A 17260-nucleotide genomic window follows, 5' to 3' on the forward strand; every position below is an offset into this window, starting at 1 on the left:
GTCCGCGACTATGCCTTCTATAACGCTAATTTGCAAATTCTATCGACAGAATTGTGACTCAGTGGTCTCGCCATTTCATCTAAAGCGCCCAACCATCTGCATGGTCGGGCGACTCGGAAACCTAGCCGAGAATCTCGCTGAGCGGAATGAAACGCAGCATATCTCCCTCGGCCAGCGTACTGCCTTCCATGACCTCGGCCAGCCCTTCGGCCCAGGCGGCGCTGCGCAAAACGCCGGAACTCTGATTGGCATAGGGCACCACGCGCCCATGCTCCAGACGCGCGCGCAGGTACTCACGGCGCATACCCGGCTTAGCCCAGGTAAAACCTGCCGGCACCGCGAAGCCCAGTGGTTCGACCCGCTGCACCCCAAGACGACGCAACATGTAAGGACGCGCCAGCAGTCCGAAGGTGACCAGTGTCGAGGCCGGGTTGCCCGGCAAACCTATTACCGGAACGCCCTGATAGTGGCCGAAGGTCAGCGGTTTACCTGGCTTGATCGCCAATTTCCACAGCGCCAGTTCGCCCGCCTCGCGCAGGGCTATGCCGAGAAAATCCGCCTCCCCCACCGAAACGCCACCCGTGGAGAGAATCAGATCGACCTCGCCCAGGGCGCCCAGCGCTGCGCGGGTGCGTTGCAGGTCATCAGGCAATATGCCCGCATCCACCACACTGCAGCCCAGCCGTTGCAACCAGGCAATCAGCAGACGGCGATTGCTGTTGTAGATCTGCCCCGGCCCAAGCGCCTGCCCCGGCTCGACCAGCTCATCGCCGGTGGACAGCACGGCAACGCGCAGGCGCCGACGCACCGACAGCCGTGCGGCGCCAAGAGAGGCTGCCAGCCCCAGCTCGATTGGCCCCAGGCGGGTACCGGCCGGCAGCACGCATTCGCCGCTGCGGGTTTCCTGGCCTTGAGCCCGTACGTTCTGCCCGACTTTCAGCGGCTCGCGGAAATGCACGCGCCCTGCCTCATCCAGCTCAACGTTTTCCTGCATCTCGACGGTGTCGGCACCTTCCGGTAGCGGCGCACCAGTGAAGATGCGCGCGCAGGTTCCGTGCTCCAGCGGTGTGGGCGCGGTGCCCGCCTGGATGCGCTGGCTAATCGGCAACGCCTGGCCACTGCAATCGGCCAGGCGCAGGGCGTAACCGTCCATGGCGCTGTTGGCCCAGGGCGGCAGATCCAGCGCCGCGATCAGCGGCTCGGCCAGCACACGACCATCAGCCTCGGCCAGCCCAACCAGCTCGTTCTGCTCGATGGGCGCCGCCTCTGCCAAAGCCAGCAGGCGCTCCAGCGCCGCCTCCATAGGCAACAGTCCGGGATGATCGCAACCACTCATCCGCGCGTCTCGCAGGCGCCCACCTGCTTCAGATGCGGCACGAAGTTGCAGGGACGATGGCGCGCATCCAGTTGCTCACCGAGGATGCCGTCCCAGGCAGTGCGGCAGGCGTTGGTCGAGCCCGGCAGGCAGCACACCAGGGTGCCGTTGGCCAGACCGGCCAGCGCGCGCGACTGGATGGTAGAAGTGCCGATATCGGCCACAGAGATCTGCCGGAACAACTCGCCGAAACCATCGACCTGCTTGTCCAGCAGGCAGGCGACCGCTTCCGGCGTGCTGTCACGCCCGGTGAACCCGGTACCGCCAGTGATCACCACGACCTGCACCTGATCCTCGGCAATCCAGGTCGCCACCTGAGCGCGGATCTTGTAGAGGTCATCCTTGAGCAGAACGCGAGCGGCCAGTTGGTGCCCGGCGGCGGTCAGACGGTCGACCAGCAATTGACCCGAGGTGTCGGTCTCCAGCGTGCGCGTGTCGCTGACGGTCAGCACGGCAATGTTCAGCGGCACGAAAACCGCGTCGGCCTTATGGTTCATGGCAGGCATCCAATTGGGAGAGAATGGGCGCTGTTATATCACACAGCCTGCCTTCGGAGACTGCACACATGCCCGTATCCAACCCACTACCCCCCTGCTCGGTGCTGCTGCTTTCCGGCGGCCGAGGCCAGCGCATGGGTGGCCGTGACAAGGGCTTGCTGGACTGGCGCGGCCGCCCACTGATCGCCTGGCTGCATGACCTGACCAGACCCTTGAGCGACGACCTGATCATCTCCTGCAACCGCAACACGGAGCACTATGCACGCTACGCCGACCAACTGGTCACCGACGAAGATCAGGATTTTCAGGGCCCACTGGCTGGTATCCGCGCCGGCATGGCTTCGGCACGCCATGAGCAAATGCTGGTCCTGCCCTGTGACGCCCCCCTGGTGGACCGTGCACTGATCGAGTCACTGCTTGCCCACGCGGGGAGCCGGCCGGTGGTGATCCGCCAGGGCAACTACTGGCAGCCACTGTTCTGCCTGTTGCCCACGGGGCTCAGAGACGATCTGGAACACGCCTGGCAATCCGGTGAACGCAGCCCGCAACGCTGGTTCGACAACCTAGCCCCCATCGCCGTCGACTGCACGCTGGAAGATCCCCGCCTGGCCAACCTGAACACACCGGAAACGCTCGCGAACGGCATATCGCCTTGCTGAAGCGAGAAGCCCTGCGCGGAACTCATACGACAGTTTCACGTCTGAGCGAGGGTATAGCACCTCTTTAGCACCCAAGGAGACACACCATGACCAAACGGATAATCCCCGCCCTGCTGATGGCAATCGGCTTCACTGTGCTGGCCGGCTGTTCCACGCCGTCGGTGATCACCCTGAATGACGGGCGTGAAATACAGACGGTAGACAAACCCCAGTTCGATGAAGAATCCGGCTTCTACGAATTCGAGCAACTCGACGGCAAGCGCGCCACGATCAACAAGGATCAGGTGCAGACCGTCAAGGAACTCTGAGGCGAGAGCCCGAGCCACCGCTGAAGGACAGCGGGGCTCGCCCCGGCAGCAGAAAGGGATATCGGCCTGCTGATTTTTTCAGGCTAACCCCTTGTGCAGTAAAAGTTTTTCGGTAGAATACGGCTCATTCGGAGTGTAGCGCAGCTTGGTAGCGCGTCTCGTTCGGGACGAGAAGGTCGCAGGTTCGAATCCTGTCTCTCCGACCAATCCCTTGTTCCTACATGTTCCTACATGCCTCGGAACCCCAGAAAGCCCGGCCTCTAGCGCCGGGCTTTCTGTTTCTGCTTGTCTCATGCCATCCCTAGGGTCTGTTGCCGTTTCGCGCACGGCCGCAACGGAGCCAGTTTTTGCGTGGGCTAGGCGCGAGACGCGAAGTTTGGTCGCCCAAATGAGCCGTCGAGTAACGACGTACCACGCAAAAACTGGCCCGTCCCTTCGGGTTGCGCGGCAAATTGCGCCATGCGTCGTTGCGGGATTTGGCAAGGGAACGACCATTACCTGCATCCCGCGCCTCGCGTGGCGCAATTTGGCGCAGCAACGCGGCTCGCGTCGAAACGGCAACAGACCCTAGCTATCTCTACCGATTTGGTATGCCCGTTGGTATGCTGCCCGATCGTTAGGGGCTGTTGCCGTTTTTTTCACTAACCAACTGATAAGTAAGAGAAAACTCGTACCGCTGAAGCTCTGATCCATCATCGATACGAGTTTACAATGCCCCGATTATTGCTCAGTGATGAGCATTGGTCGAAGCTGCGGGAAATTCTGCTGCGCAAGGCCATCTACAACAATGGAATGGGTGTTCATTGATGGCAGCTATGCCAAGGCCCACCAACACAGTGCAGGCGCTGCCAGTGGCAACGATGAGGCCATAGGAAAAAGTCGAGCTGGCAATACCAGCAAGATTCACCTGGCAGTTGATGCTCATGGACTGCCCATCGAGTTTGAAATTACGGGGGGTCAAATCAATGATTGCACCCAGGCTCCCGCATTGATTGCCAAGCTCCCGGAGGCAGAAACCATTGTCGCGGACAAGGGCTATGACAGCGAGAGAGTTCGGCAGCAGGTTGAGCAACAAGGGGCCAAGGCCGTGATCCCGAGAAAGCGTAACTCCGTGAAAGGCAACGCGGATCTGGACAGAGGTCTTTACCGCAACCGGCACTTGGTGGAGAACGCCTTCGCCCGGCTAAAGCACTACCGGGCAGTGGCATCTCGGTTCGACAAACTCAAGAGAAATTCGAAAGCGTCGTGGCCATGGTGTGTGTCTTTCTCTGGTTACCTATGTGAAACGGCAACAGACCCTAGGTCGTTGATTTTCCAACAAACCGCTTGATGGATCCGCGCTTGCGGACTGCGGACTTTCAATGGGCCGGAAATCTGGCTCGCCCAGAGGCTCTCGGTAACGACACGTTGCAAACAGTCGGTACTTCTCGATAAATACCCGACGAATCGGAACATCTCAGCCAGCACTGATGTTACCCCTGCTTGCTGACGCAGCTTGGAAGTTCTGGCTGCAATATTGCCCCCCAATCGCTGTGGAAGGCAGCTCCCTGGGTAACTGCAATCGAAGGGGGGGGGGGGGCGCTGCGTAGGGCCGTGCCCCCCCATCCTGCAGAGTGAGCTGATTTGGTCAAGGCCGGGTTGTCATGCAGGCAGTTTGGCTGCAAGCAGTTCGACCTTCTCGATATTGGGCGGAGAACTGAGCAAGGTCGCGGCGTTGGCCATCAAGGCCGCGGCGATCTGGCCGTTCAGATGTGCCTGGCGACCTGCCTCATCGGCAAAGGCATCGAACACACCGAACGTCGAAGGGCCAAACTTCAATGCGAACCAGGCAGTGGTGCCGGACTCGGCGTTGGCGAGCGGCAGCGCACTGGCCAGGAAGTCGGCAAGCGCAGCCTCTTGGCCTGGTTTAGCTTCGAGGCGAACAAACAGGGCGAGCTTGGTCATGCTGTAATCCTTGGGGTAAATGGAAAAATGGGTGAAGGGATCGACGAGACAGCAGCCTAAGTCTTCATGACAGACATCTCTATAGGCAATAATGACAACATTGATATCATTATTGCCATGAAACTCCACATCCTTGTTTGTGATGGCGTGTTTGATCTGGGGCTTGCGGCGCTCACTGACACAGTGGGCTTGGCCAATGCGATGTCGGGCTCGCTGCCACAGGCTCCCGCGCACATAGAGCTCACGCTGGTGGGCGTGCGGCGTCGCATCCGAACTGCGCAAGGCTTGACGGTCCCCGTGGTCACTGCGCGTGGCGTACCGGAACCAGACGTCGTGCTCGTGCCCGCGTTTGGTGACAAGATGCCTGACACGCTCTCGGCTCGGCTCACACGCCCCGACGTGCCCGATGCGGTCGCCGCGCTGCAGCAGTGGTCCACCACTGGCGCGCACCTTGGTGCCGCCTGCTCCGGTAGTTTCTTGCTTGCAGAGAGTGGCCTGCTTGATGGGCATCGTGCGACGACGTCATGGTGGCTGGGGCCGATGTTTCGGCAGCGCTATCCGAACGTCACGCTGGACGAGTCACGCATGATCGTGAACTCGACACGCTTCACCACCGCGGGTGCCGCTTTGGCCCACGTCGACTTGGCCTTGCGCATCATCCGGGGGCGCAGTCCGGCGCTGGCGGCCCTGGTGGCACGCTATCTGCTGGCCGAGACACGCAGTTCGCAAGCCGAGTTCGTGATTCCCGACCACCTTGCGCATGCCGACCCGATGGTCGAGCGCTTCGAGTGCTGGGCCAGAGGTCGGCTCGCGCAGGGGTTCTCGCTGGCGGAGGCTGCCAGCGCCGCAGGCACAAGCGAGCGCACCTTGGCGCGGCGGCTGCAAAGCGTTTTGGGCAAGACACCACTGTCGTATTTCCAGGACCTGCGCGTGGAGCACGCCGTCCATCTCTTGCGCACCGGAAACGCCAGCGTCGATCAGGTCGCCGCACAGGTCGGGTATTCGGATGGGGCGACCCTGCGAGCCCTGTTGCGCCGCAAGCTGGGCCGGGGCGTCAGGGAGTTGCGACGCGGCGGATGACCAGAGGCATGAACGGCTGGAGACCACCGCGAAACTGGCGCAGGCCAAACGGCGCATTTGGACCTGGCAAAACTACTGCCAGCGACGGTGCGCAAGCTCCAGTTTGACCCCGGACAAAGTTTTGCTGGCAATGTCGTGGTTGAGCAAATCAATACCTTGATTGAACAACGCTGTGCCTTGGCGATTCGGCGGCTCACCGCCCCGCCGCCGACAATGACGCAGCCGTCGAGCCCACCGTTTGAACCACCGTGCGGACGCAGGCTCGCCGCAGGTTCGATTCCGCGCAGCCGATTTCAGTGATGCCTTGCTCAAAACCAGCTTGGTTGCCAGCAAAGTCATCGCAGAGCAGCTTGCCATTCCACTGACCAAGAAAATTGCGCGCATGCTCGCCGGCACAGCTGGGACTGAAGTCGTAGACCACGGCCTTCACTCAGCAGCTCGCGCAGGAAGCGAGCGCAGCCTTCATGGCGTCGCTCTGACTGGCTCTGAAGGAGTAGGCGCCATCATTGCAGGCTGGCAAGGCGTTGAAGAAGTCGACCCTGGAACTAGGTGGTGCAGATGCCTTCCCAACTGATCCAGAAGTGAGCTGCAAGTGCGTGGAAATATGCATACGCGTCGGAAAAATATCGACACATTGAAATATATGAATATTGCGAATAACCTTAACGCGTAACCCGCGCTAGAAACCTCAGGAAGCCCCCATGAAAGATTCCAGCGATACCCATCCGAATCACCTTCCCGACAGCAGCTACGGCCTGTTTATTGACAACCAGTGGGTTTCGTTCGGACGAATACGGTGAAACCCTCGACATCATCAACCCCGCCAACGGAAAAATTCTCACCAACATCCCAAACGCCACGGCTGCCGACGTCGACCGCGCGTTGCAGGCCGCACAGCGCGCCTTCGCGGCCTGGCGTACCACCTCACCCGCAGAACGCGCCAATGCATTGTTGAAGATCGCCGACCCGCTGGAAGCCGATGCCGATCGGTTCGCCGTTCTGGAAACCCTTGATGTAGGTAAACCCATTCGTGAAAGTCGCTCCGTCGACATCCCGCTGGCAATTGATCACTTCCGCTACTTCGCCGGCGTAACCCGCAGCCAATCGGATGAGGCGATCATGCTGGATGAGCAAACTCTCAGCATCGCTCTCAGTGAAGCCTACAGCCAGAAGAAGAACATCGACGTCAGCCTCAACGAAGCACCGCTCGGGCTCTTCTGAGCTCATTGATCCATGTTTCTTGACCTATAACATCGAATATTTTAGATATGCAGGTAAACGAAATGACACAATCAGAACTTTTCAAAACCACTCAGCTGGGCCCATACACCCTCAAGAACCGAATCGTTTTGCCACCGCTGACCCGTTCGCGTAGCTCCCAGCCTGGCAACATTCCGAACGATCTCATGGCCACCTATTACCGTCAGCGCAGCGGTGCTGGCTTCATGGTGACCGAGGGCACACAGATCGAACCCCGAGGACAGGGTTATGCCTGGACACCCGGCATTCATAGCCCGGAACAGATACAAGGCTGGCGTAAGGTCACCGACGCTGTTCACGCCGAAGGGGGGGTGATCTTTGCTCAACTTTGGCATGTAGGCCGCGTGTCGCACACATCGCTGCAACCCGGTGGTGAAGCGCCCGTCGCGCCATCAGCCATCCGCGCGGACAACGTCAAGGTGTTCATCGAAACTGGCCCCGGCACGGGTACACTGGCCGACCCTTCGACCCCACGAGCCCTGTCCACCAAGGAGGTAAAGGAACTGGTTGAGCTCTACGCCCAAGCAGCCCGAAATGCTTTGGACGCAGGTTTTGACGGGGTGGAGCTTCACTGCGCGAACGGGTACCTGGTAAACCAGTTCATTTCGGCCCATACCAACCAGCGTGATGATGAATATGGCGGTTCGCTGCAAAATCGTCTTCGTTTCCTGCGCGAAATCACACTCGCCGTTGCTGGTGTGGTCGGCAAGGAGCGCGTTGGCGTTCGCTTCGCTCCGCTGTTCGCGACCACAGACGAAGACCGCGTTTACCTTGGCCTGGTCGAAGAAGATCCTCACCAAACCTACATCGAGGCAGTGAAGATCCTCGAGGAAGTGGGCATTGCCTACCTGTCGCTCGCCGAAGCCGATTGGGACAACGCACCCGAGCTGCCTGAGACGTTCCGGGAAGCTGTTCGTAAGACTTTCAGCGGCAAGATTATCTATGCCGGCAAGTACACCGCTGAACGAGCAAATCGCGTGATAAAAGCTGGCTGGGGCGACCTGATCGCTTTTGGTCGCCCCTTCATTGCGAATCCCGACCTGCCCGCTCGTATCGCCAACAACTGGCCGCTTAACCCAGTTGATCCAAGCAGCATGTACGGCGGTACCGATAAGGGCTACACCGACTACCCGACTTACAAACCCTAAGCGCTCAGAGCCACACCCCATAACTCAGGGGCGTGGCTCAGCGTTTGCTGACCGAGGAGGTTAAACATGTACCAACCGAGCACGATCCCCTACCAAGAGCATAGGGGATTCAAACGGACCTTCAGACAGGGTCATCTAAGCCTTGGGCTGTTCTTTCCCCTGGAGGCTTTCGAGGGTGACACACCGCGCATGCTGGATCAGGTCGCGCTGGCCAAACGTGCAGAGGCACTAGGTTTTTCGGCGCTCTGGTTTCGCGACGTCCCGCTCAGGGACCCAAGCTTCGGTGATGTCGGCCAGGTTTTCGATCCTTGGGTGTATCTGGGCTACATCGCAGCCCATACAACAAAAATCGCACTAGGCACCGCCTCCATCGCCCTTACCTTGCGTAATCCCTTGCACACGGCAAAGGCCGCAGCGAGCATTGATCAGTTGAGCGGAGGTCGTTTGCTCCTGGGAGTTGCCTCTGGCGATCGTCCTGTGGAGTTTCCCGCATTCAGCGTTGATCCGGAAAAGCGTGGCGAGACCTTTCAAGAAAACCTCAATGTGATACGCCAAGCCCATCGAACACACTTCAAGCCCATTCGCTGGAGTCACGGCGAGTTACTGGGGGCTGATCTCGTTCCCAAACCTACGACTCGGGAAATACCGTTATTCGTAACCGGACATAGCCGCCAGTCGCTCGATTGGATCGCGCGTGAAAGCCATGGATGGATCAACTATCCACGTCCGCCAAAAATACAGCGACTGATCGTGGAAGATTGGCGACAGGAAACGGCTAAACAATGTGGCGCTATCTACAAGCCGTTCTTGCAATCGCTGTATATCGACCTGGACGAACACCCATCCACGCCGCCCTCGCCTATCCATCTAGGATTCCGACTGGGACGTAACCACCTTCTGGCCTTGCTGGATACACTTCAGGAAATCGGTGTAGATCACGTCATCCTGAACCTCAAGTATGGTAAACGCCCCGCAGCAGAGGTTATCGAGGAGCTTGGCAAGCATATCGTCCCTAAATTCGGCGGCGCGCAGGTGCCCGATAGTCCAACCTGACAGGACAATAGGATTCCAGTCCAAACCAGCCAGTCATTGCGACTGGCTGGCGCGCAGAGATCATGGCGAAGCCGGACTATAAAAATAAAAAACCCAAGTAAGAACAGTAGGTTGCGAAAGAAGTTCTATTCCTGTCTCTGTCGGCGGGTTTTTATTGCCTTCGATTTGTCGGTAGCGCCTTTCAGCTCAGAAAAGCCACCACCTGCTCGGCATCGAATGGCCAGTTCAGCTCGCTTCCACTGTCGCAGCGGCGCAGCACCGGAATGCGCAAACCGTACTGCTCGACCATCCCTTCGTGCTCGGCGATGTCGATCAACTCGACCAGCAGACCATTCTCGACGAATGGCATGAGCAACGCCTCGGCCACCTCGCAAAGGTGGCAGCCCAGGGTTCCGAAAAGTTGGCATTCAGGCGTCATGAGCGCACCTCACTATCAGCAAGGTGCGCAGTTTAGCACCAGCTGTCGATCAGCTCGCGTCAACGCCCTTGCCCGCTTGGCCAGCGAGCAGCGACTGCAAGCCGTCGAGCAGGCTGCGGTTGAGGCTGTCGGCTTTTTCCAGGCGCGGCAGGTCGAAGCGCTCATCGAGCGAGAAGCCGCCCTTGAGCAACTCTTTGAGCATGCCGCCGGCATCCTGCGCCAGATCGCCGGCACTGCGCAGCGCATCGAGCAGGCCCTGGGCATATTCCTGCAGCCCGGCATTGACCGCACTGGCGCCTTGCCCAGCCACGGCGCCATAGGCATCGGTGGCCTGACGCACGCTGGTCTGCGTCAGGCGCAGCGACATCGAAGCCAGTTGCTCACCGTCCATATCCACCGCCATGGCACGGTCGAAGACACCTGCCAGATCACCGGCGTAGAACTTGTCGGAGAGATCCTGCACCTGACTGAAAAGCTTCTCCAACGCCTTGATCTCGTCGTCGTCCAACTCACCCTCGACATCCACCTGCCAGCCACCGATGCGCATGCTGCCAGACTGACTACTGCCCACCACAGTGGTGGACTTACCGTCGCTGGAAGCGGCGAAACTGCTCTGCGACCAGTTGGCCGAAGCCTGTGCCACGGAAATGCGCAGGCGATCACCATCGCGGGTCGTGACGGACAGGTCGAAGGTCTCCGCCAACGCACTGAAACGCTCGCTGTAACCGGCCACCGCAACCTTGTCCGAGGCGCCCGGGGCAGCGCTGCCGAAGCGTTTGTCGAGATCGCCGAAGCCATCCTGAATACGCTTGTAGGTATCGTCCATATCGCTAGCCACCTGCCCCTTGAGCACGCCCATGCCATCGAGAATTTTGCGCGCCTCGGCAAAGCCCTTCTCGACACCATCGCGCGCCTGGGACAGCAGCTTGTCCAATTTGGCCGGATCAGCGCCAGCCGCCGCCTCGCTCTGCAGACGCTGCTCGATGAAGCCCAGAATCCGCCCCGCCACTTTCTCCGGGGTGTATTCATCACGCGATCCAGACAACGAGCCCGACGGCACACCGAGCTTCTCGGCGAGGCGATTGGCCAAGGTGGCCTGGGCATCGACGGCATTGCTGCGCGCCGCCAAAGCCTGGCTGGCTTGCGCAGTGCGGGAAGCGGCCGAATTCAGTGAGCTCAGAGGATTCATGACGGGGTACCCAAACAGGTTATCTGCCGAACTTAACGGCCGTTGAAAGGCAAGCTTTAACCTTTATCGACCAACGGTTGTCGACTTTTCTCAGCTCGTTTGCGCTCGAACGAGATTTTCCCGCTCGATGGCCAAACCCAGAAAATCCCTGCTAACCGCGATCTAGAGGCCGCCCTCACCTACGCTCCAGCCACGCTCAAAGCCCCGCGAGACTAAAGTCTTACAGTCGACTCGCTATCGAGATGCTTTATTTCATCGCGCCGTAACTGGCCGGTCACATCGTGGCCGACCTGCTTATAACAACGAGGAGACAACAATAATGAGTAAGACTCCCCTCGCCCGCGCCGTGGCCCTCGCCACGCTGGGCGCCAGCCTGACCCTGCCGAGCCTGGCACAGGCTGACTTCATCGGCGACAGCAAAGCGACGCTGGAACTGCGTAACTTCTATATGAATCGCGACCTGCGCGACCCCGGCGTCGCCCAGTCCAAACGCGAAGAATGGGCGCAGGGCTTCATCCTCAAGGCCGAGTCCGGCTTCACCGAGGGCACCGTTGGTTTTGGCCTGGACGCCTATGCGGGCCTGGGCCTGAAGCTCGACTCATCTGATGAACGCGCCGCCACCGGCCTGCTGCCCAACGCTTTCGGCAACGAGGGGCCGGACGAATATTCCGAACTCAGCGGTGCAGTCAAAGCACGCATTTCCAAGACCGTCGGCAAGGTCGGCGGGCTGATGCCCAAGCTGCCCATCGTCTCCTCCGGCGACTCGCGCCTGCTGCCGCAGGTGTTCACCGGCGGCATGATCACCTCGCAGGAAATCGACGGACTGACGCTCAACGGAGGCCAACTGCGCGAAGTGAACTTCCGCAACTCCACCGACCGCCAGGACATCAGCGCAACCAACTACACCTCGGCGGCGAGCCCACGTGACAGCGACCGCTACAACTTCGCGGGCGGCGACTACAAATTCAATGGCGGCAACACCACCGTTGGCTTGTGGTATGGCGAGCTGGAAGATATCTACGACCAGAAGCTGTACAACCTGATTCACGTGCAGCCAATCGGCGACTGGAAGCTAGGCGCCAACCTGGCCTATTTCGACTCCCAGAACAATGGCTCCAGAAGAGCCGGCAAGATCGACAACAACCTGACCTCGGTCAACCTTTGGGCAGGCATTGGTGCGCACACGTTCCGCCTTGGCTATCAGAAAGTCAGCGGCCACGGCGCATTCCCTTTCCTCAACGAGACCGACCCCTACATCGTCAACTATATCCAGATTCTCGATTTCACCCGTGAAGACGAGAAATCCTGGCAGGCACGTTATGACGTCAACTTCGCCAGCTACGGCATTCCGGGTCTGACCGCGTTCGTACGCTACGTGACCGGTGACGGCTTCGACGGCATGGGTGGGGCGAGTGGCAAGGAATGGGAACGCGACGTGGATATCAGCTACGTCATCCAACAAGGCCCACTGAAGAACCTTGGCGTGCGCTGGCGTAACGCGATGGTGCGCTCCAACGCGAACATTGGCGATCTGGACGAAAACCGCCTGATCGTCAGCACACCATTCCGTTGATGTAAGGCGCGTCCGCGAAACGAAAACGCCGTAACACCAGTATCGGGTTGCGGCGTTTTTGGTTTTTATCGAAGCTGGAAAAGCACGGGCTGCCTGACCCCTTCTCGACCAGGGATACGCTCAAAAGCTGTACACCGTCACTCCCGCGAAGGCGGGAGCCCAGATACTGCGGGGTTCTGGTTTCCCGCCTGCGCGGGAATGACGACTACTTCATTCCGGGCTGGCCTGACCAACACGGAGGACGCCCTCGATGGACAACTACCAACCCTTGGCCTGTGATCTCTACGACTACCTGGAGATCGCCTGCATGCACCGCTATCAACTGGATATCGAACTGGTCGACGGCTCGACCCTACTGGGCCAGGCCCTGACCACCGAAACCACGGCGAGCAAGGAAGAGTTTCTGCTGGTGCGTACTGCCGAGGGCGAGCAGCGCCTGCGTATGGATCGCCTGCTGGCGATCACCCCGCAGGATGCAGGCGCCAGCTTTGGTCGAGTGCTGTTGAGCAGCAACCGCTGCTAATCTCAGGGCGGCGCGGCGCACCCTACGGCGTCCTGCGATGCGGTATTACCACATCAGATCATCAGGAATCTGATAAGCCGCGTAAGGATCATCGGCATCTGGCTCTTCGACATGGGTGTTGAGCAGGACGATGCGCGATGCATCGCGCTCCTGAATCTTCAGCGCAGCCTCGCGCGGGATGATCTCGTAACCACCGCCATGACGGACGATGGCCAGCCAGCCGTTGGACAGCTTGTTGCGCACCATGGTGTTGACCGGCAGGCGCTTGACCTTCTTGTCATCGACGAAGTTGTAGTAGTCCTCGCCGTCGAGCTTGGGCAGGCGTGAGCGCTCGATCAGTTGCTTGACCTGCGCCGCACGGGCTTTCTGTTCGGCTTTTTCCTGCTGCTGACGATTCAGCTCCTGATCACGTGCGGCCTTTTCGGCTTGCGCCTGCAGCGCGGCCTGGCGTGTGCTGTCATCCAGTTCGGCCTGGCCTTTCTTGGCCAGACGCTGCTGCTTCTGTTGTTGCTTGCCGGCCTGTTTGGCCTGCTTTTCATTGACCAGACCGGCTTTGAGTAGCTGATCGCGCAGGGAAAGACCCATGACTAAAGATCCCGAACATGATTCAGTTGCGGCAGCGACACAGATTTGCGCTGCCAATCCAAGGCGCCCAGCATAAGGGCTAAGGCGCAGCGGCTCCAGCCCGAAAACCCACCGTAGCCCGATGCAACCCGGGAAAAGCAATTCAGCAGCCAGGCTGCGTTATACCCGTCAGTCAAGCGTCGACGCTGCCAATGCGTAGGAGCGGCGCCCCGCCGCGAACCAGGGCGATGCGCAATTGAAAAGCTTCGCCCCGGGGCGGGGCTCCTACGAAAGGCTGCCTTGGCAACCTTATCTGATCGGCATTAGCCAGGAGCCTGTTTTTCCTGCTTCTTCGCCTCGCCCCATAGCGCGTCCAGCTCCTCCAACGAGCAACTGTCCAGGCGACGACCGGCCTCACGCACGCTTTGCTCAATGAAGCGAAAACGCCGCTCGAACTTGCCATTGGCAGCACGCAACGCGCTTTCAGGATCAACCTTCAGGTGCCGTGCCAGGTTGCTGACGACAAACAGCAGGTCGCCGATCTCTTCGGCCACCGCCTCGGCATCGTTCTCACTCATGGCTTCGAGCACTTCATCCAGCTCTTCGCGCACCTTGTCCACCACCGGCAACGCATCGGGCCAGTCGAAACCGACCTGGGCCGCACGCTTCTGCAGCTTGGCCGCACGTGAGAGTGCAGGCAGCGCAGCCGGCACGTCATCAAGCAAAGAAAGCTGCTCGGGGGCAGCAGCCTTCTCCGCGCGCTCCTGCGCCTTGAGTTCTTCCCAGCGTTGCTTGACCGCAGCCTCCTCCAGCTTCGCCGCATCCGGCACACCGTACAGATCGCCGTCGGGAAACACGTGCGGGTGGCGACGAATCAGCTTGCTGGTGATGCCATCGACCACCCGGGCGAAGTCGAAACGCCCCTCCTCCTGCGCCAGCTGGCTGTAATAGACCACCTGGAACAGCAGGTCGCCCAGCTCACCCGGAAGATGCTCGAAGTCACCACGCTCGATGGCGTCGGCGACCTCGTAAGCCTCCTCCAGGGTGTAGGGCACGATGCTTGCGTAGCTTTGCTTGAGATCCCACGGGCAGCCGTGTTGCGGGTCACGCAGACGCGCCATCAGGTGCAGCAGATCGTCGAGTTGGTACATAAAAACTCCTGGGCTGCACGCTACAAGCGGCAAGCCACAAGAAAAGGCGCTGCGGCGCCTCTGACTTGCTGCTTGTCACCTGAAGCGTGCCGCTTAATTGGCCCGCTGGCGACGCGCCTCGATGATGTTGGGCAACTGGCCGATACGCGCCAGCAGACGCCCGAGCGCATCGAGCCCCGGGATCTCCACGGTGATCGACATGGAGGCGGTGTTGTCCTCCTTGTTCGAGTGGGTGTTGACCGCCAGCACGTTGAGTTTTTCGTTGAGCAGTACCTGGGTGACGTCACGCAGCAGACCGGAACGGTCGTAGGCCTTGATGACGATTTCCACCGGGTAGGTCTGCACCAGCACCGGCCCCCAGCTCACCTGGATCATCCGCTCCGGCTCGCGCGCCGTTTGCTGCAGTGCCGTCGGGCAGTCCTGACGGTGGATGGTGACGCCACGGCCAAGAGTGATGTAACCGACGATCGGGTCGCCCGGCAGCGGCTGGCAACAGCCGGCCATCTGTGTCAGCAGGTTGCCGACGCCCTGGATCTGAATGTCGCCGCGCTTGCCCGGCTTGAACCCCTGCGCCTTGCGCGGGATCAGTTCCAGCTGCTCGTTGCCGCGCTCAGGCTCGAGCAGTTGCTGCGCCAGGTTGACCGCATGAGCCAGGCGCACGTCGCCGGCCCCCAGGGCGGCGAACAGGTCCTCGGCGGTTTTCAGGTTGGCCTTCTCGGCCAGCTTGTCGAAGTCCGCACCGACCAGAGCCATGCGTGCCAGCTCGCGTTCGAGCAGCTGCTTGCCGGCGGCGACGTTCTGGTCGCGATCCTGCAATTTGAACCAGTGGACGATCTTCGCCCGCGCGCGGCTGGTGGTGACATAGCCCAGGTTGGGGTTGAGCCAGTCGCGGCTCGGCGAGCCCTGCTTGCTGGTGATGATTTCCACCTGCTCGCCGGTTTGCAGGCTGTAGGTCAGCGGCACGATACGCCCGTTGATCTTGGCGCCGCGGCAGTTGTGGCCGATCTCGGTGTGCACGCGGTAGGCGAAGTCCAGCGGTGTGGCGCCCTTGGGCAGGTCGATGGCGTGGCCGTCAGGGGTGAAGACGTAGACCCGATCCGGCTCGATATCCACGCGCAACTGCTCGGCCAGGCCGCCGATATCGCCCAGTTCTTCGTGCCACTCGATGACCTGACGCAGCCAGGAAATCTTCTCTTCGTAGTGGTTGGAGCCGGACTTGACGTCGGTGCCCTTGTAGCGCCAGTGCGCGCACACACCCAGCTCGGCCTCTTCGTGCATGGCGTGGGTGCGTATCTGCACCTCCAGCACTTTGCCTTCCGGGCCGAGCACGGCGGTGTGCAGCGAGCGGTAGCCGTTCTCCTTGGGGTTGGCGATGTAGTCGTCGAACTCCTTGGGAATGTGCCGCCACAGGGTATGCACGATGCCCAGGGTGGTGTAGCAATCACGCACCTCCGGCACCAGCACCCGTAATGCGCGCACGTCGTAGATCTGGCTGAACTGCAGGCCCTTGCGCTGCATCTTGCGCCAGATCGAATAGATGTGTTTCGCCCGGCCGCTGATATCGGCCTTGATACCGGTGGCTTCCAGCTCCTGGCGCAGATTCGCCATGGCGTCGTTGATGTACTGCTCGCGGTCGAGGCGACGCTCGTGCAGCAGCTTGGCGATCTGCTTGTATTGATCCGGCTCCAGGTAGCGGAAGGACAGGTCTTCCAGCTCCCACTTGATATGGCCGATGCCCAGGCGGTGAGCCAGTGGTGCATAGATGTCGAATACTTCGCGCGCCACACGCTGACGCTTGTCTTCGTCGGCCTCCTTGACCGCACGGATGGCGCAGGTACGCTCGGCCAGCTTGATCAGCGCCACGCGCACGTCGTCGACCATGGCCACCAGCATCTTGCGCAGGTTCTCCACCTGCGTCTGCGAGCCGACCACCACCGATTCACGCGGGTTGATACTGGCGCTGATCGCCGCCATGCGCAGCACACCTTCGATCAGCTTGGCCACCACCGCACCGAAGCGCTGCTGCACGGCGGCCAGGGTGATCTTGCCCTCACGTACGCCGCGATAGATGACCGCGGCAACCAGCGAATCCTGATCGAGTTTGAGATCGGCGAGAATCTCGGCAATGTCGAGACCGGCGCGGAATGTCGAGGCGCCCTCGCTCCAGTGATGCTCGGTTGTGTTGGCCTGTTGCTCGGCGTCACGGGCAAACTCGCAGGCCTCTTGCAATGCCTGGCGATCCAGCGCCGGATCGACACGAGTGACATGATCCAACCAGGCCACGAGATTGATGCTGCCGTCGTCGTTGACCGGCTGATGCGCTCTCACCTGAACCATCGTCTTACCTTCCCTACGGTGCGCCTGAGCGGCACCGAGCAGTCGCCGGCCTTCTCTGAGCCGGTCGGATTAACTGAAAGGGTGCGCGTCCTGCGCATCCCCGCGGTACCGAACGTACCGCTTTGACAGGTCGTTGAAAAACTACCTGCGTTGGCAATACTGCGTTAAAAACGGCCTCAAA

The 17260-nt window shown here is 60.4% G+C and carries 16 protein-coding genes, 1 tRNA gene and 2 pseudogenes; 10 read left to right on the top strand and 9 right to left on the bottom strand.

Features of this window, described 5'->3' with window-relative positions:
* Positions 1–121: 121 nt before the first annotated feature.
* Both PSOLE_RS12480 and moaB read right to left on the bottom strand, forming a co-directional pair.
* Positions 122–1336 (bottom strand): molybdopterin molybdotransferase MoeA, encoded by a 1215-nt coding sequence (locus tag PSOLE_RS12480; RefSeq protein WP_074858899.1) that lies wholly within the window; start codon positions 1334–1336, stop codon positions 122–124.
* A complete protein-coding gene (moaB, locus tag PSOLE_RS12485; RefSeq protein ID WP_045732987.1) occupies positions 1333–1872 on the bottom strand; it encodes a molybdenum cofactor biosynthesis protein B in 540 nt (179 codons plus the stop codon). The genes PSOLE_RS12480 and moaB overlap by 4 nt, the downstream gene beginning before the upstream one ends.
* 68 nt (positions 1873–1940) lie before the next feature.
* Here moaB and mobA point away from each other — a divergent pair, with 68 nt between their 5' ends.
* The 4 genes and pseudogenes from mobA to PSOLE_RS12505 all read left to right on the top strand — a co-directional run bounded on the left by mobA (position 1941) and on the right by PSOLE_RS12505 (position 4123).
* On the top strand, positions 1941–2531 hold the full coding sequence (mobA, locus tag PSOLE_RS12490) for a molybdenum cofactor guanylyltransferase MobA (protein WP_074858896.1): 591 nt from the start codon (positions 1941–1943) through the stop codon (positions 2529–2531).
* An 86-nt stretch (positions 2532–2617) separates the two neighbouring features.
* Positions 2618–2839: a YgdI/YgdR family lipoprotein gene (locus PSOLE_RS12495; protein ID WP_003461730.1), complete on the top strand. Its 222-nt coding sequence runs from the start codon at positions 2618–2620 to the stop codon at positions 2837–2839.
* 129 nt (positions 2840–2968) lie between these two features.
* Positions 2969–3045 (top strand) — tRNA-Pro (locus PSOLE_RS12500).
* A 505-nt stretch (positions 3046–3550) separates the two neighbouring features.
* A pseudogene (locus tag PSOLE_RS12505) lies at positions 3551–4123 on the top strand (IS5 family transposase).
* Between the two features lie 357 nt (positions 4124–4480).
* Here the strand turns inward: PSOLE_RS12505 and PSOLE_RS12510 are convergent.
* Positions 4481–4783, bottom strand: a complete 303-nt coding sequence (locus PSOLE_RS12510; protein ID WP_007182542.1) for a putative quinol monooxygenase — start codon at positions 4781–4783, stop codon at positions 4481–4483.
* Between the two features lie 771 nt (positions 4784–5554).
* Between PSOLE_RS12510 and PSOLE_RS25145 the strand changes: the two genes are divergently transcribed.
* Complete coding sequence (locus PSOLE_RS25145; RefSeq protein ID WP_373855184.1) at positions 5555–5863, top strand: helix-turn-helix domain-containing protein; 309 nt, start codon at positions 5555–5557, stop codon at positions 5861–5863.
* 193 nt (positions 5864–6056) lie between these two features.
* Here the strand turns inward: PSOLE_RS25145 and PSOLE_RS23715 are convergent.
* Positions 6057–6293: pseudogene (locus PSOLE_RS23715) on the bottom strand (IS66 family transposase); the annotation flags it as partial.
* A 332-nt stretch (positions 6294–6625) separates the two neighbouring features.
* On the opposite strand from PSOLE_RS23715, the gene PSOLE_RS12525 reads away from it, so the two are divergent.
* The 3 genes from PSOLE_RS12525 to PSOLE_RS12535 all read left to right on the top strand — a co-directional run bounded on the left by PSOLE_RS12525 (position 6626) and on the right by PSOLE_RS12535 (position 9324).
* A complete protein-coding gene (locus PSOLE_RS12525) occupies positions 6626–7084 on the top strand; it encodes an aldehyde dehydrogenase family protein (protein WP_003461735.1) in 459 nt (152 codons plus the stop codon).
* A 62-nt stretch (positions 7085–7146) separates the two neighbouring features.
* Positions 7147–8271, top strand: coding sequence for an alkene reductase (locus tag PSOLE_RS12530; RefSeq protein WP_074860610.1), 1125 nt, complete (start codon positions 7147–7149; stop codon positions 8269–8271).
* A gap of 66 nt (positions 8272–8337) precedes the next feature.
* Complete coding sequence (locus PSOLE_RS12535; protein ID WP_074860584.1) at positions 8338–9324, top strand: LLM class oxidoreductase; 987 nt, start codon at positions 8338–8340, stop codon at positions 9322–9324.
* 181 nt (positions 9325–9505) lie between these two features.
* Here PSOLE_RS12535 and PSOLE_RS12540 read toward each other — a convergent pair whose 3' ends face one another.
* Together PSOLE_RS12540 and PSOLE_RS12545 are read right to left on the bottom strand one after the other, a co-directional pair.
* The gene (locus tag PSOLE_RS12540; protein WP_003461739.1) at positions 9506–9742 is read right to left on the bottom strand and encodes a glutaredoxin family protein; all 237 of its coding nucleotides are present in this window, start codon (positions 9740–9742) and stop codon (positions 9506–9508) included.
* A 49-nt stretch (positions 9743–9791) separates the two neighbouring features.
* Positions 9792–10931, bottom strand: coding sequence for a DUF5610 domain-containing protein (locus PSOLE_RS12545; protein ID WP_074860586.1), 1140 nt, complete (start codon positions 10929–10931; stop codon positions 9792–9794).
* Positions 10932–11250: 319 nt separating this feature from the next.
* Between PSOLE_RS12545 and PSOLE_RS12550 the strand changes: the two genes are divergently transcribed.
* A complete protein-coding gene (locus tag PSOLE_RS12550) occupies positions 11251–12504 on the top strand; it encodes an OprD family porin (RefSeq protein WP_074860588.1) in 1254 nt (417 codons plus the stop codon).
* A 250-nt stretch (positions 12505–12754) separates the two neighbouring features.
* Positions 12755–13027, top strand: coding sequence for a Rho-binding antiterminator (locus PSOLE_RS12555; protein WP_074860590.1), 273 nt, complete (start codon positions 12755–12757; stop codon positions 13025–13027).
* A 45-nt stretch (positions 13028–13072) separates the two neighbouring features.
* Here PSOLE_RS12555 and PSOLE_RS12560 read toward each other — a convergent pair whose 3' ends face one another.
* The 3 genes from PSOLE_RS12560 to relA all read right to left on the bottom strand — a co-directional run bounded on the left by PSOLE_RS12560 (position 13073) and on the right by relA (position 17079).
* On the bottom strand, positions 13073–13612 hold the full coding sequence (locus PSOLE_RS12560) for a DUF2058 domain-containing protein (RefSeq protein ID WP_003461743.1): 540 nt from the start codon (positions 13610–13612) through the stop codon (positions 13073–13075).
* Positions 13613–13914: 302 nt separating this feature from the next.
* Complete coding sequence (mazG, locus tag PSOLE_RS12565; protein ID WP_074860592.1) at positions 13915–14742, bottom strand: nucleoside triphosphate pyrophosphohydrolase; 828 nt, start codon at positions 14740–14742, stop codon at positions 13915–13917.
* Between the two features lie 93 nt (positions 14743–14835).
* Positions 14836–17079, bottom strand: coding sequence for a GTP diphosphokinase (gene relA / locus PSOLE_RS12570; protein ID WP_074860594.1), 2244 nt, complete (start codon positions 17077–17079; stop codon positions 14836–14838).
* Positions 17080–17260 lie beyond the last annotated feature (181 nt).

The organism is Pseudomonas oleovorans subsp. oleovorans (assembly GCF_002197815.1).
GTDB classification, from domain to species: Bacteria; Pseudomonadota; Gammaproteobacteria; order Pseudomonadales; family Pseudomonadaceae; genus Aquipseudomonas; species Aquipseudomonas oleovorans.

Coding starts and splice junctions, on each gene's coding strand:
- PSOLE_RS12555 (WP_074860590.1), top strand. CDS start 12,755: ATGGACAACTACCAACCCTTGGCCTGTGATCTCTACGACTACCTGGAG.
- mobA (WP_074858896.1), top strand. CDS start 1,941: ATGCCCGTATCCAACCCACTACCCCCCTGCTCGGTGCTGCTGCTTTCC.
- PSOLE_RS12480 (WP_074858899.1), bottom strand. CDS start 1,336: ATGAGTGGTTGCGATCATCCCGGACTGTTGCCTATGGAGGCGGCGCTG.
- PSOLE_RS12495 (WP_003461730.1), top strand. CDS start 2,618: ATGACCAAACGGATAATCCCCGCCCTGCTGATGGCAATCGGCTTCACT.
- PSOLE_RS12510 (WP_007182542.1), bottom strand. CDS start 4,783: ATGACCAAGCTCGCCCTGTTTGTTCGCCTCGAAGCTAAACCAGGCCAA.
- moaB (WP_045732987.1), bottom strand. CDS start 1,872: ATGAACCATAAGGCCGACGCGGTTTTCGTGCCGCTGAACATTGCCGTG.
- PSOLE_RS12540 (WP_003461739.1), bottom strand. CDS start 9,742: ATGACGCCTGAATGCCAACTTTTCGGAACCCTGGGCTGCCACCTTTGC.
- PSOLE_RS12560 (WP_003461743.1), bottom strand. CDS start 13,612: ATGGGTCTTTCCCTGCGCGATCAGCTACTCAAAGCCGGTCTGGTCAAT.
- PSOLE_RS12535 (WP_074860584.1), top strand. CDS start 8,338: ATGTACCAACCGAGCACGATCCCCTACCAAGAGCATAGGGGATTCAAA.
- relA (WP_074860594.1), bottom strand. CDS start 17,079: ATGGTTCAGGTGAGAGCGCATCAGCCGGTCAACGACGACGGCAGCATC.
- PSOLE_RS12550 (WP_074860588.1), top strand. CDS start 11,251: ATGAGTAAGACTCCCCTCGCCCGCGCCGTGGCCCTCGCCACGCTGGGC.
- PSOLE_RS12545 (WP_074860586.1), bottom strand. CDS start 10,931: ATGAATCCTCTGAGCTCACTGAATTCGGCCGCTTCCCGCACTGCGCAA.
- mazG (WP_074860592.1), bottom strand. CDS start 14,742: ATGTACCAACTCGACGATCTGCTGCACCTGATGGCGCGTCTGCGTGAC.
- PSOLE_RS12530 (WP_074860610.1), top strand. CDS start 7,147: ATGACACAATCAGAACTTTTCAAAACCACTCAGCTGGGCCCATACACC.
- PSOLE_RS25145 (WP_373855184.1), top strand. CDS start 5,555: ATGGTCGAGCGCTTCGAGTGCTGGGCCAGAGGTCGGCTCGCGCAGGGG.